14 protein-coding genes are annotated in these 12,645 nt (G+C 55.3%); 10 read left to right on the top strand and 4 right to left on the bottom strand.

Annotated features, from left to right (window positions below; all coding sequences use genetic code 11):
- The first annotated feature begins 79 nt into the window (after positions 1-79).
- Positions 80-1,201, top strand: a complete 1,122-nt coding sequence (locus F9C28_RS11850) for a T6SS phospholipase effector Tle1-like catalytic domain-containing protein (protein ID WP_199015550.1) — start codon at positions 80-82, stop codon at positions 1,199-1,201.
- 106 nt (positions 1,202-1,307) lie between these two features.
- Here the strand turns inward: F9C28_RS11850 and F9C28_RS11845 are convergent, their stop codons facing one another.
- Positions 1,308-1,475: a hypothetical protein gene (locus F9C28_RS11845; protein ID WP_199015548.1), complete on the bottom strand. Its 168-nt coding sequence runs from the start codon at positions 1,473-1,475 to the stop codon at positions 1,308-1,310.
- Positions 1,476-1,793: 318 nt separating this feature from the next.
- Between F9C28_RS11845 and F9C28_RS11840 the strand changes: the two genes are divergently transcribed.
- The 3 genes from F9C28_RS11840 to F9C28_RS11830 all read left to right on the top strand — a co-directional run bounded on the left by F9C28_RS11840 (position 1,794) and on the right by F9C28_RS11830 (position 4,272).
- Positions 1,794-2,738, top strand: coding sequence for a metallophosphoesterase (locus F9C28_RS11840; protein WP_199015546.1), 945 nt, complete (start codon positions 1,794-1,796; stop codon positions 2,736-2,738).
- A 102-nt stretch (positions 2,739-2,840) separates the two neighbouring features.
- Positions 2,841-3,530 carry a transporter substrate-binding domain-containing protein gene (locus F9C28_RS11835; protein ID WP_199015544.1) on the top strand — a complete coding sequence of 230 codons (690 nt, stop codon included), beginning with the start codon at positions 2,841-2,843 and terminating at the stop codon, positions 3,528-3,530.
- 181 nt (positions 3,531-3,711) lie between these two features.
- Positions 3,712-4,272 carry a UPF0149 family protein gene (locus F9C28_RS11830; RefSeq protein WP_199015543.1) on the top strand — a complete coding sequence of 187 codons (561 nt, stop codon included), beginning with the start codon at positions 3,712-3,714 and terminating at the stop codon, positions 4,270-4,272.
- Positions 4,273-4,344: 72 nt separating this feature from the next.
- Here the strand turns inward: F9C28_RS11830 and tyrP are convergent, their stop codons facing one another.
- On the bottom strand, positions 4,345-5,556 hold the full coding sequence (tyrP, locus tag F9C28_RS11825) for a tyrosine transporter TyrP (protein WP_199015542.1): 1,212 nt from the start codon (positions 5,554-5,556) through the stop codon (positions 4,345-4,347).
- 312 nt (positions 5,557-5,868) lie between these two features.
- Here tyrP and F9C28_RS11820 point away from each other — a divergent pair, with 312 nt between their 5' ends.
- Complete coding sequence (locus F9C28_RS11820; protein WP_199015541.1) at positions 5,869-6,507, top strand: RpiB/LacA/LacB family sugar-phosphate isomerase; 639 nt, start codon at positions 5,869-5,871, stop codon at positions 6,505-6,507.
- 116 nt (positions 6,508-6,623) lie between these two features.
- Complete coding sequence (locus F9C28_RS11815; RefSeq protein WP_199015540.1) at positions 6,624-7,055, top strand: GNAT family N-acetyltransferase; 432 nt, start codon at positions 6,624-6,626, stop codon at positions 7,053-7,055.
- On the opposite strand, the gene F9C28_RS11810 is transcribed toward F9C28_RS11815, so the two are convergent.
- The gene (locus F9C28_RS11810; protein WP_332909415.1) at positions 7,052-8,470 is read right to left on the bottom strand and encodes an MFS transporter; all 1,419 of its coding nucleotides are present in this window, start codon (positions 8,468-8,470) and stop codon (positions 7,052-7,054) included. The genes F9C28_RS11815 and F9C28_RS11810 overlap by 4 nt on opposite strands.
- A gap of 219 nt (positions 8,471-8,689) precedes the next feature.
- Here F9C28_RS11810 and azuC point away from each other — a divergent pair, with 219 nt between their 5' ends.
- The 3 genes from azuC (at position 8,690) to F9C28_RS11795 (ending at position 10,080) form a co-directional block, all read left to right on the top strand.
- Positions 8,690-8,779, top strand: coding sequence for a stress response protein AzuC (gene azuC / locus F9C28_RS11805; protein ID WP_199015539.1), 90 nt, complete (start codon positions 8,690-8,692; stop codon positions 8,777-8,779).
- A 119-nt stretch (positions 8,780-8,898) separates the two neighbouring features.
- Complete coding sequence (locus F9C28_RS11800) at positions 8,899-9,756, top strand: D-amino-acid transaminase (RefSeq protein WP_199015556.1); 858 nt, start codon at positions 8,899-8,901, stop codon at positions 9,754-9,756.
- A 72-nt stretch (positions 9,757-9,828) separates the two neighbouring features.
- Positions 9,829-10,080 (top strand): DUF2766 family protein, encoded by a 252-nt coding sequence (locus F9C28_RS11795; RefSeq protein WP_199015538.1) that lies wholly within the window; start codon positions 9,829-9,831, stop codon positions 10,078-10,080.
- 123 nt (positions 10,081-10,203) lie between these two features.
- Here the strand turns inward: F9C28_RS11795 and F9C28_RS11790 are convergent, their stop codons facing one another.
- Entirely contained in the window at positions 10,204-10,695 is a 492-nt protein-coding gene (locus F9C28_RS11790) for a non-heme ferritin-like protein (RefSeq protein ID WP_199015536.1), read from the bottom strand.
- Positions 10,696-11,620: 925 nt separating this feature from the next.
- On the opposite strand from F9C28_RS11790, the gene F9C28_RS11785 reads away from it, so the two are divergent.
- Positions 11,621-12,610, top strand: coding sequence for an arabinose ABC transporter substrate-binding protein (locus F9C28_RS11785; RefSeq protein ID WP_199015535.1), 990 nt, complete (start codon positions 11,621-11,623; stop codon positions 12,608-12,610).
- The last annotated feature ends 35 nt before the right edge of the window (positions 12,611-12,645 follow it).

The following is a 12,645-nucleotide window of genomic DNA, read 5'->3' as shown; positions in this document are numbered from 1 at the left end:
TCGGCGAAGGTGAGTTGATGGCTCATGATGTCCCTCTGGGATGCGCTCCGGATGAATATGATGATCTCATATCAGGAACTTGTTCGCACCTTCCCTAATCAACCGCTTTAATGCCTGGCGCGAAGTAACCTTAAATCTTCCCCCGGCAGATAAAGACATAACCAGCGAGCAGGCGGCTGATTATCATCCTCCCCGGGCCCCCGTCTGCCTGGAGCAGGCCGTTGAAAACCAGATGGCCTGGCTCACGGCGTGGCGAATTAACCGCTATGCCCATAAAACACTGCTGACGACGCGTTTTTACCGCGATGCAACGCACAGTGACGATACCCCCGCCGCACTGGAAGCCGCAAAAGTTAAACGGGAGCTGAAACAGGGGGCCATAGAGCACCGGCGCAGGCAGGCCATCGCACGGCAGCCGGCGGATAAAATAAATGACCTGGTGCTGGAGCCCGGGGTGAAGGATTTTGACCCGGATATCGCGAAGCACCAGCTTGCCGAGGCGGCACAGGAATTTGGCGAGGATTACCGCGGGCAGTTCCGGCGGATTAACAGCACGGTACAGCTGGTGCTGGATGTTATCCCGAAGCATGCCATCTTCCTGATTAATACGGACGATGAACCCCGGGAATATGCCCGGATGAAATCCCAGGGTGAGAAACGGGTCGGTATTCTGTTTCCGCCACCGGGGGAGGCCACAAATGCAGATACCCCTGCCGGGCTGGTCCGGGCGCTGTTTGACGACCAGCTGCACGATTCCCGGGCGTGGTTTATGCATTATGCGCTGGGTGGAAGGGAGCCCTGGGGCGGGTATTTCCGTTACCGGATGATTTATTTTGGTGATAAATGCAATAAATCGCTGTCACTGCTTACGGTGGCCGGCAATGTTGTCGGGGCGGCGACACTGGTTGGTGGCGCCATCTTCAGTTTTAAACAAAAGGGCACGGCGACAAAAATAGCCGGCCTTGCGGGTACCGCGGGTTTATTTGCCCTGGAAACCGAAACGCGTAATTACCTGACCGGCGAGCGGGTGGCGATGGATGAAAATGTGGAACAATGGCAGGCCTTTACATCAGAGCCGGGTGTTATGACTGCCCGGCAAACGGCCAGTATTCATGAACGCCGTCTGGCCTTCGCGAAATCAGTGCTTAAAGCAGGATTGGTGAATAACGCGCCACTTGTCACCACGCGACAGAACGGCTAGGGGAGAATATTAATAAATAGATCGTTATAAACACGGGGCCGGGAGGTATCCATTACCACAACTTGCGGGCGGTATAATAACCGTGCCGGGTTAACCGGCACCGGCATCAGGCAAGGGAATCAATAATCCGCATCACCAGTAGCACCACCGCAACACCGAGCATCAGCCGCTTAAATTCAGCGAGCCGCTGCCGGAAAGTGGGCGCCTGCGGCGCCTCGTGACGGGTGAACATCTTCCCTTCGGGTGCGGAATGTCCTTTTAATCTGAATGCCATAATACAACTCCTTCTGTGTTATTGACGGGCGGCGGAAATAGCGCGCTTTGCCCTCCTTTTCCTGAAGCGGACATTATCCGGTGAGCCAATGTCCTTATCAAGGCTAATACGTTGCCGTAGCCCCGCCAGCGCAGGATAAACCGGCACCAAACGTGCGAAATTGTCGTGGCCGCTGTTCCGGCCTGGCAAACATCACGCGGCGAATATCGTGAGGGGCGTTCTTTACGCTGTGGCAAAATACGGATGATAATAACCCTGTGATGACCAGTTGCCCGGGCCGGGATCTTTCTGGTGTAACCCGTATTAAGGGGAATGTGGATGGCGTATTCAGGCGTGGCGGCGCCACGTAAAATATTTATCGGTGATATTCACGGGCAGCACGACAAGCTGGCTGCGTTGCTGGCTGAATTGCACACCCGGCGGCTGATGGATAACAGCACGCTGATTTTTATTGGCGACCTGATCGATAACCACCCCGGGGAAGCCATTAACCATCTGGCGGTGCTGGCGCAAGTAAAACAGTTGGTTGATAGCGGGCAGGGGATCTGCCTGATGGGAAACCATGAATTTAACGCGGTAGGCTGGGCAATGCGCCACCCGGAAACCGGCCAGCCGTTACGGGCGCACAGCGAACATAACCGGCGCCAGCATCAGGCGTTTCTCCAGCAACTGGCCGAGGGGAGCCCGGAACACATGGGATGGATTGACTGGTTTAGAACGCTCCCGCTGTTTATGGATTTTGGTGATATCCGGGCGGTACATGCCTGCTGGGATGCGAATGCCATTGAGAGCCTGCGGCCCTGGCTGGATCACCACAACCGCCTGAAACCCGCCTACTGGGCCCATGCCTTTGATAAACACCATGCGTTATTTCACCTGCTGGAGCGGGTCCTCAAAGGGCCGGAGATCCGCCTGCCGGCCGGGTACAGCTTTGTTGATAAAACCGGTACTGAGCGGCGCAATATCCGGGCCCGCTGGTGGTGCCAGGATGCGGTCACTTATCGCCAGGCGGCGCAGGTCCAGCCAGCCATGGTCAACAATATCCCCGATCTCCCCCTGGCGCAGCCCGCGGGTACCCCCCCGGATGTCCCGGTGGTTATCGGGCATTACACCCTGCACGGTACCCCACAGCTGCTGAGCGATAGCGTTATCTGCGTGGACTATAACGCGGCCAAGGCCGGGCACCCACTGGTGGCCTGGATTTATGACAGTAACCACCCGGCGATGACCGCCCAGGGGTTTATTTCGGCTGGCGGTGGATGATGAATGGCCTGGGGGCTATTCGCACCGTGGCCTTTTCCCGTTCCTGCCCTATAGTTTGATGGCCGGCACGTTGCCAGGCGTGATGTCAAACAGGAGAAGCGAATGGCACTGGACAATACCTCACCGGTTACCTCACTGCGTTTTGCTATTAACCTCGGTAATCCGGTGCTGGCGCAGCAGCAACCGGATGGTACCCTCACCGGCATTACCCGGATCCTGGCGGAGCAACTGGCGGCATCATTGCATTGTCGCGCCGACTTTATCTGTTACGACACGGCAGGTAAGGTTGTGGATGATGCGGTGGCCGGGCGCTGGGATATTGCCTTTCTCGCCATTGATCCGCTGCGCGCCGCGGTATTGCGTTACACCGATCCCTATTTGATTATCGAGGGCACCCTGATGGTGCCGGTGGGCTCTGATATCACCCGGGTTAGCCAAATGGATAGCGCCGGAAACCGCATTAATGTTGGCCTGGGGGCAGCTTATGATCTCTTCCTTAGCCGCCACCTGCGCCAGGCAGGGCTTCAGCGGTTTGGCTCCTCACAACAGGCAATTGATAAATTTCTGGCCGGCGAGGGGGATATGGTGGCCGGTATTCGCCAGGTGCTGGAACAGTATGCCGCCCGGGACGGCCGTTACCGGGTATTGCCGGACAGCTTTACCGATATTCGCCAGGCGATTTGTGTGCCCCATAACAGCCCGCTCTATGATGCGCTAGCCGGCCAACTTGCCCTGTGGCAGCAAGATGGCCGCCTGGCCCTGTGGATTGAGCAGAATATCTCCGCAAACTGACTGTAAACCGGCCCATTACTGGGACGGCGGGAAATAAAGCCCGCCGCTGGCGCGCATTTAATGGTCAGGGGTCTGCAGTTCCGCTACGCTATGCCGGTAGCCGGCTCCTTATCTCTGGCGTACTGCCAGGGGATGCGGTCCAGAGCCGGTTTTTTATTTTATCAAACGGAGAGGTATTACCATGAGCCAGGGCCCATTAGACGCTGCAGAACTTGAATGGCTGGACGATGTCCTGATGGAGTACGGCAATGAAGGCTCGGTACTGGATGTATCAGAGCTGGACGGCTTTTTAACCGCCATTCTGTCTGGCCCGGTTGTTATCCCGCCTGAACGCTGGATCCCGGCAATGTGGGGAGGGGAGGCTCAGGTACCTCAGTGGAACACGCCCGACCAGCAGAAACGTTTCAGTAGCCTGGTCTTCCAGCATATGGATGACATCGCGCTGCGTTTGCACGATGCCCAGGATCAATTTGAACCGATGTTTGGCTTCCGCGAAGTGGACGGTCTGGAAGTGACCATTGTGGAAGAGTGGTGTTTTGGCTATATGCGCGGTGTGGCGCTGGCCCGTTGGCTGCCGCTGCCAGAGTCGTTACAGCCTGCGCTTAACGCCATTGCGCTGCACGGTGAGGAAGAAAGTTTCGATCGTCTGGATACGCTGAGTGGCGATGAATTTTTAGACAGTATCGATGCCATTCGCCCGGCGGCGCTGAGTATCTACCAGTGGTGGCGTAAAACCCACTGATCCCTATTAGGAACTGCCACCGGGCAGTTCCTGCTATTTATGCGCCCGGCAGCGTCGCTGCCGGGTGGTGAATCAGCCCACTGCCGGTAAGCATTTCAGGGCAATGGCCGCCTGAATCGCAATCACGGCGACACCACACAGCAGGATCAGGCACAGCGCCGGTTTCCCGCCCAGCACCCGGTACTCCGCTGACGGATACTGTTTGCGGCTTTGCCATACCAGTAGCGCAGGCAAGATCAGGGCCAGCACCGCCAGTGCGACCCCGGCATACCCCAGGGCAATAACAAACCCTTCCGGATAAAACAGCGCGAACGCCAGCGGCGGCAGGAACGTGATAAGCCCAGTCTGCAACCGTCCTGAGAACCGGTTATTGCGCTGGAACAGATCCGCCAGATAATCAAACAGCCCCAGCGAGACCCCGAGAAATGAGGTCGCCAGCGCCAGATCGGCAAACAAATGCACCGCCAGCTCCACGTGCGGGGTGGCGACCACTTCACGAATCGCCTGTAACAGCCCATTCAGGCCGCTATGACTGGCCATAATCCCCATGAAACTGGTGCTGCTGATGGCGCCCAGCGTTGTCAGTTGCCACAGGATATAGGCCATCAGCGGAATGGCGCTGCCGACAATAAAGACCAGCCGCAGCTTGCGCTGGTTGCCATTGAGGTAGCTGACAATACTCGGCACGCTACCGTGGAACCCAAAAGAGGTAAAAATAACCGGGATCGCCGACAGGGTAAGCCCCTGGGCCAGTGGCATGGTCAGCAGATTCGCTTTGTGGATATGGGGCAGCAGCAGCGCCAGCATAATGACCAGGAAGATAACTTTGGCGCTGAACAGGAAGCGGTTAAATAGATCCACCATCGCCGTGCCTGCGCATACCACGCCTCCGGCAATCACCGTAAACAGCAGCACTCCGGTTGTCGGGGTAATGGCGGTATCCAGCCACTGGCTCAGGCTGGAAGCCAGCAGTTCACCGGCCCCGCTGATATAGGCGGCGGTGAGTGCGTACATTAAAAACAGCATACTGCAACCGGCGATCCACTGGCCCGGGCGGCCAAGATAACGCAACGCCAGGCTGCTCAGCCCCATGTCCGCCGGAGCGTGTTGGTACACTTCCACCAGCAGCAGTGCGGTATAGCTCATTAACGCCCACAGGCCCACCAGCAATAGCAGCGTGACACCAAACCCGATCCCCGCTGCCGCCAGCGGCATCGCCAGCATACCTGCACCGATGGTGGTACCAGCCACGATGAATACACTGCCTAATACGCGATTTCTCACTATTTCCTCTGCCTGTGGCGCTGCTCTGTATCAAATTGTGTCGCAGATTAAGGCAAAAACCGGAGTTCGTCAAACCGGCTTTACAAGTGGTGTAATATATTATTTACATATAATGAAGGAAGAAAATGCCGCGTCGGAGCGCCCCGGGTGTCGCCAGCCCCAGGGCAAAAACTGTGAATGCATACTGTATTTTAAAACAAAATTTCATTAAATTTGAAAGTGAGTTTGCAATCGTGTTTTACGCCAGCGTATGGTAGGGGAATGCGTCCACCTATCGTGGTAATCAATGGTATTGGCCCAGGAGAACAGAGAATGAAAATTGCACTGATGATGGAAAATAGTCAGGCAGCGAAAAACGCAATCATCCACCAGCAGTTGCTCTCAGTTGTTGAGGAGAAAGGCTACCCGGTCTACAACGTGGGGATGTGCGATGAGCAAGACCACCACCTGACGTATATCCATCTCGGTATTATGGCGAGTATTTTGCTGAACGCCAAAGCGGTTGATTTCGTGGTTACCGGTTGTGGTACTGGCCAGGGGGCGCTGATGTCCCTGAATATTCACCCAGGTGTGGTGTGCGGCTATTGTATCGACCCGGCGGATGCTTTCCTGTTTGCCCAGATCAATAACGGTAACGCGCTGTCGCTGCCGTTTGCCAAAGGCTTCGGCTGGGGGGCAGAACTGAACGTGCGCTTTATTTTTGAAAAAGCCTTCACCGGCCGCAACGGGGAAGGTTACCCCCCGGAGCGCAAAGAACCCCAGGTGCGCAACGCAGGCATTCTCAACCAGGTAAAAGCGGCCGTGGTGAAAGATAACTATCTGGATACCTTGCGGGCTATCGATCCGCAACTGGTGAAAACGGCGGTGTCCGGCGAGCGCTTCCAGCAGTGCCTGTTTGAAAACGGCCAGGATCAAGAGATTGTGGCGTTTGTGCGCCAGATACTGGCATAGTTATCAGCCAATTATCCCGATTTACGGCCCGTGTATGACGGGCCTTTTTTATGTTTACCATTTAACACAACCTGTGGCAGTCTTTCTGTTTTCTTTATTTGCGCGTGGAGCCGCACATGAATATCAGACCCGTTACCTCAGCCGATTTCGCCCTCTGGCAGCCTCTGTGGCAACAATATCTCGATTTTTATCAGCGTGAGCTACCGGCGGGGGTTACCCGCACGGTGTTTGAGCGGTTATGTGTCGGCAATGAGATGCTGGGCCTGGTGGCCGCCGGTGATGACGGCCAGCTCCTGGGGCTGATGAATCTGGTGTTTCACCCCTCAACCTGGAGCCTGCACGGTTACTGTTATGTGGAGGATCTGCTGGTGGACCAGGCTGCCCGGGGGCAAGGGATCGCCCGCGCGCTGTTTAGCTATGCCGGGCAACTGGCGGACAAGCGCCAGTGCGATCGGGTCTACTGGCTGACCCGGGAAGATAACCAGGCCGCCCGCGGTTTGTATGATAGCATAGGCCACCAGATCCCCTTTGTGGTGTATAACCGCTAACCTTTTCCTGATACTGTGCTGCCCGCCCTGGCTGGCAGCCGCAGGGTATCCACCATGCCCAGCAGGCAAACCAGGGCCACCACCACAAAGGCCAGCCGGAAGCTGATCCCCGGGATCCCCGCCAGCAGGGGCCAGTGGGCAGCCATCTCCCCCAGGCGCACCCCAATGGCCCCGAGGGTGATCCCGAGGCCTACCGCCAGTTGGGTGGCGGTACTGAACAGCGTATTGGCATAACTCATTGAGGACGCAGGGACATCGGCAAAGGCCAGGGTGCTGATGGCGGTAAACTGCATCGAGCGGAACATCCCGCCGAGGAACAGGATCCCCAGCGTGAGCCAGGTCGCGGTATGCGGTGTCAGCAGCGCGCAGGCCAGCAGTGCAATAACATTCAGGCCACCGTTAAGCAGCAGCAGCGGTTTAAACCCCAGCCGGCGGATAAGCCAGGTGGTGGCGGGCTTCATGGCCAGGTTACCGGCAAACACTGCCAGCACCAGCGATCCGGCGTGGAAGGCATCCATACCGAACCCCACCTGGAATAGTAGCGGCAGCAGGAAAGGAACCGCGCTGATGGCGCAGCGAAACAGCGATCCGCCGTACATGGTCACCGCAAAGGTTGGCACGGCCATGGCGTCCAGGCGGATCATCGGGTGAGGGGCGTGGCGAAAGTGGCGCAGCGTCCAGGCCAGGGCTAACAGGCCGGTAACCAGGGCTGTGGCGGTTTGCCAGCCGTGTGACGCGGTTGCCGCCAGCATCTCCATGCCAATCACCAGGCCCACCATTGCCAGCGCCATCGCCAGAAAACCGGCGCTATCAAACGGCCGACGCTCATCGGCTTTGAGATTACGCACAATACGCCAGGCGAGGGCCATTGCCACCAGGCCGAGCGGGACGTTGATAAAAAAGATCCAGCGCCAGTTGGCAAACTGGGTGATAAACCCGCCCAGCGGCGGGCCGATAATCGGCGCCACCAGGGCAGGCCAGGTGAGGGTGGCGATCGCTTTAATCAACTGGTCCTTCGGGGTGGTACGCAACACCGCAAGGCGGCCCACCGGTACCATAAGCGCCCCGCCAATGCCCTGGATAATGCGCATTGCCACGAACATCTCAACACTTTCGGCCAGCCCGCAGAACACTGACGATAAAGTAAAAATACCCAGCGCGAGGGTGAAGATGTTGCGGGCGCCGAAGCGGTCTGCTATCCAGCCGCTGGCCGGGATAAGCACCGCGAGGGTCAGCAAATAGGCGCTGATACCAATATTCAGATCCACCGGCCGGACGCCAAAGCTCTCTGCCATTTGTGGCAGCGCCGTGGCGATAACAGTACCGTCGAGGAATTCCATAAAAAAGGCACCGGCGACCAGCAACGCCGTTGGCGAGAGCCCGCGGTTTGCCGGCACAACATGAGAGTCGGACACGGTAATTACCAGAAGTAAAATGGTGTTTTGAAGTATCCAGCTTTGCAGTAAACGTTTTGCGGCACAAGGGAATAGTTGAGTGGGTGAATTTTTGGTTATTTTAATGTTGTGACTTATGTCTCATTTATGTTGATTTTTGTGATTGATGTCATATTATTGGGCAACGATAAATATCACCTGCATAACCAGCGGCAGTATAAGCCGCATAACGGAGTGCTCATGAAGCAGAGACTGCGTAACATCCTCAAAAGCATGTTTGAAAACTACTGTAAGACGTTCAAAGATGTGCCCCCGAGTAATATGTTCTGAAACCTGCCGCTGGCAGGTTTTTTTATGCCCGCCAATTAACCCACCGCATGGATGAGGCCCGCTAACTGGGTTATGGTTTGAATACGATACTGTATTGAATCCATGAAGAGAGGCACATGATGGCGCGGATAGTTTATGTCAATGGACACTATATGGATGAACAGCAGGCCACGGTTTCAGTGTTTGACCGGGGGTTTCTGTTTGGGGATGCGGTCTATGAAGTGACTGCGGTGATTGACGGTAAACTCTGGGATCTTGAGGATCACCTGCACCGTTTACGGCGCTCTTGTGCCGGGCTTGAGCTGGACTGTCCCTGGTCTGAAGATGAACTGCGTGAGATGCACCACACCCTGGTGGCAAAGAACCAGCTACGGGAAGGTGTCGTCTATTTACAGCTCTCCCGGGGTAATGCCGGTGATCGTGATTTTTCGTATGCCGACACGGCCGTTCCCCCTACGCTGGTGATGTTTACCCAGCAAAAAGCCCTGGTGGATACCCCTAAAGCCCGGGAGGGCTTGCGGATGATCACGCGCCCGGATGTCCGCTGGCAGCGGCGCGATCTGAAAACCGTCTCTTTACTGGCGGCCAGCATGGCCCTGACTGAGGCCCGGCGCCAGGGGGCTGATGATGCGTTACTGGTTGAAAATGGCATGATCACTGAGGGGACATCGTCCAACGTCTTTATTGTCACCCAGGACGATACCGTGATCACGCGCCCGCTGGGTAGCGGTATTTTACCCGGCACCACGCGCCGCCTGCTGCTTGAGTTGATTGCGCACAATAATCTGCATCTCAGCGAACGGGTGTTTACGCCTGAAGAGGCGCGGCGGGCGAAAGAGGTCTTTATCAGTTCAACCACGGCATTAATCATGTCGGTGGTGGAGCTGGACGGCTGCGTCATTGGTAGCGGCGCCCCGGGGCCGGTTGCCACGGCGCTGCGTAACGGGCTTATCCGCTGGATCCGCCACGACGAGTAACCGCCCAACAGTACCGTTTTACTGACCGGCCATGTAGTATGGCCGCTTTGATATTTACAGGAGTAAGTGACAATGTCAGATATGTTGTCTGCGGATCAAGAACTGGTTTCCGATGTGGTAGCCTGCCAGCTGGTTATCAAACAGATCCTTGATGTGATTGATGTAATTGCCCCGGTAGAAGTCCGGGAGAAAATGGCTCAGCAGCTGAAGAGTATTGATTTTGCCAGCAATCCGGCGGCGGCGGATCCGGTTACCCGCCGGGCAGTACAAAAAGCCATTGCCCTGATTGAGCTGAAGTTTACCCCCCAGGAAACGTCCCATTAAACCCGGCTAGCCGACCCGCACCGCGGGCGGGAAATGGCCACAACTAAACCGGGTCTGAAAGGGAAATCGTGACCCGGTTATTGCGATAAGCCGATGCGATGTGCGCGCCCCACAGATTGCGTATTAGTGCAACAGACCGGCAAGGTGTTTATCAGTTTGCGCCATGCACATCCCCGCGTTGCGCGCTTGCCGGGCTTCGTCGGACAGTGCTTTCAGTAACCGGCCGCTCTGGTGCAGGCTGGTGCCAATGTCCTGCAGAAAGTGCAGGGTAGTGGTGTCATTCAGCGCTTCCGCTTCCGAAAATAACTGCTCCAGTGCCGCGCTGCGCGCCTGATGATCGTCAAGGGCTTTCGCAAACAGCGTTTCCAGTGAATCACAGGGATTGCCGGGCACGTGAATTTCGCCTACCACCGGGTTAGCGCCTGATTTTTTCATATAATCAAACAGTAACATCATCTGGGTGACATCACCCTGTGCCTGGCGACGCAGAAAATGGGCGGTGCCATTAAGGCTGTGCTCACTGCACCAGCTGCTGAGTTGTAAATAGAGATTTGACGAGTAGAAGACGCGGTTCATTTGCGCGTTGAGTTGTTCAACCATTCCGAAAACTGCCATAAAATATCCTTTTTTGATGGTACCGATTCACTGCTTACCGCTATAGCTCTTTCATCATGAAATATATAATGCGGTGTGGGATAAGAATGATAATAAAGAACACTGCAACCCGTTTAGCAACGCATGCGCTACATCACATAATGGCGCCAGTGCCGGTACATAATACCTTTTCTGATAAAATAGGAAAATATCCATAACGCGCGTTTTACGGATATTTACAACTAACCTGAATAATGGAATAAAATGGCGTATAGTTGATTAATATATTGAATATGAAGGTTATTTTTTCTGTTTTGTTTTGGTGGTTTATGGCGCGTTGGCGCGCCAAATGCTTGTTTTATACGCTGAATTTATTTTCTAAAAATAAGTGTTAATTTGTTTTTCTGCGATTGTTGACGTTATTTAAGTCGTTGCGATGTGAATATATTAGAGGCAGAACAGTAAATGCGTGCGGAATAATGATTTGCGCAATTCAATAATTGTTCTGGATCAATTTTTTCCGGTTTATACCCGTGGTTTGGTGGCCGGATAGATAAGAAATAATAATTAAATACGTGGCGTTATTAATGATCCGCGGGGCGCCGGGGCGATAATGCCTCTCGCCATCGCCGTTAATCCCTTCATGGCGCCCGCCGCTGCCACCCGCACCGCCGTGCTGAACATATGGACAATTCTGTCAGGCCTGACTCAATCGTATGATGATTACGCCCGTTTTTATGGGGTAAACCGCTAAATATATGTACGTAACCACTGTAATTCTGCGGTGTGATTTTGCTCTCCTATGGAGAATTAATTTCTCGCTACAACTATTGCAGTTTTAGCGAGTGCCGCGATGCAGCCGCACTAATTTATTGTTTTATTAACTATAACGCCTAAAACCCTGGTTTTTACTTCACACATTACCCTGTTCAGCCTGGAGTTAATCATGCACAAATTCACTAAAGCGTTTGTCGCCATTGGTCTTGCTGCGGTTATGTCACATTCCGCTATGGCCGATAATGTAAAACTGGGTTTTCTGGTGAAACAGCCGGAAGAACCCTGGTTCCAGACTGAGTGGGCCTTCGCCGATAAAGCCGGCAAAGATCTGGGTTTCGAGGTTATCAAAATTGCGGTGCCCGATGGGGAAAAGACCCTGAATGCCATTGATAGCCTGGCCGCCAGTGGCGCCAAAGGTTTCGTGATTTGTACCCCGGACCCGAAGCTGGGGGCGGCCATTGTGGCCAAGGCCCGCAGTTATGATATGAAAGTGATTGCCGTGGATGACCAGTTCGTCAACGCCAAAGGCAAGCCGATGGACACGGTCCCGCTGGTGATGATGGCGGCGACAAAAATTGGCGAGCGTCAGGGCCAGGAACTGTATAAAGAGATGCAGAAACGCGGCTGGGATGTTGGCACCACTGCCGTGATGGCGATTACTGCCAATGAGCTGGACACCGCGCGCCGCCGCACCAGCGGCTCACTTGACGCCCTGAAAGCAGCGGGTTTCCCGGAAAAACAGATCTATCAGGTTCCCACCAAATCGAATGACATCCCCGGCGCCTTTGATGCGGCGAATTCTATGCTGGTACAGCACCCGGAAGTGAAACAGTGGCTGATTGTCGGCATGAACGACAACACCGTGCTCGGCGGGGTACGGGCCACCGAGGGTCAGGGTTTTAAAGCCGCGAATGTTATCGGTATCGGCATTAACGGGGTGGATGCGGTGAACGAGCTGTCTAAATCCTCAGCCACCGGGTTTTACGGCTCCCTGCTGCCCAGCCCGGATGTTCACGGCTATAAATCCAGTGAAATGCTCTACAACTGGGTGACCAAAGACGCGGCACCGCCGACGTTTACCGAAGTGACCGACGTGGTGCTGATCACCCGGGATAACTTCAAACAAGAGCTGGCGAAGAAAGGGCTGGGCGGTAAGTAATACCGCCTGTCGCGGGCGGGCCTGGGGCCCGCCGT

It is taken from the genome of Shimwellia pseudoproteus, assembly GCF_016415625.1.
GTDB lineage: Bacteria > Pseudomonadota > Gammaproteobacteria > Enterobacterales > Enterobacteriaceae > Shimwellia > Shimwellia pseudoproteus.
Note: the sequence above shows the minus strand (reverse complement) of the source record. Positions and strands in the feature narration are given on the sequence as shown.

Bases quoted from the DNA above. Each gene is read 5' to 3' on its own strand.
- F9C28_RS11845 (WP_199015548.1), bottom strand. From the start codon at position 1,475: ATGGCATTCAGATTAAAAGGACATTCCGCACCCGAAGGGAAGATGTTC.
- F9C28_RS11840 (WP_199015546.1), top strand. From the start codon at position 1,794: ATGGCGTATTCAGGCGTGGCGGCGCCACGTAAAATATTTATCGGTGAT.
- F9C28_RS11835 (WP_199015544.1), top strand. From the start codon at position 2,841: ATGGCACTGGACAATACCTCACCGGTTACCTCACTGCGTTTTGCTATT.
- F9C28_RS11830 (WP_199015543.1), top strand. From the start codon at position 3,712: ATGAGCCAGGGCCCATTAGACGCTGCAGAACTTGAATGGCTGGACGAT.
- F9C28_RS11820 (WP_199015541.1), top strand. From the start codon at position 5,869: ATGAAAATTGCACTGATGATGGAAAATAGTCAGGCAGCGAAAAACGCA.
- F9C28_RS11815 (WP_199015540.1), top strand. From the start codon at position 6,624: ATGAATATCAGACCCGTTACCTCAGCCGATTTCGCCCTCTGGCAGCCT.
- azuC (WP_199015539.1), top strand. From the start codon at position 8,690: ATGAAGCAGAGACTGCGTAACATCCTCAAAAGCATGTTTGAAAACTAC.
- F9C28_RS11800 (WP_199015556.1), top strand. From the start codon at position 8,899: ATGGCGCGGATAGTTTATGTCAATGGACACTATATGGATGAACAGCAG.
- F9C28_RS11795 (WP_199015538.1), top strand. From the start codon at position 9,829: ATGTCAGATATGTTGTCTGCGGATCAAGAACTGGTTTCCGATGTGGTA.
- F9C28_RS11790 (WP_199015536.1), bottom strand. From the start codon at position 10,695: ATGGCAGTTTTCGGAATGGTTGAACAACTCAACGCGCAAATGAACCGC.
- F9C28_RS11785 (WP_199015535.1), top strand. From the start codon at position 11,621: ATGCACAAATTCACTAAAGCGTTTGTCGCCATTGGTCTTGCTGCGGTT.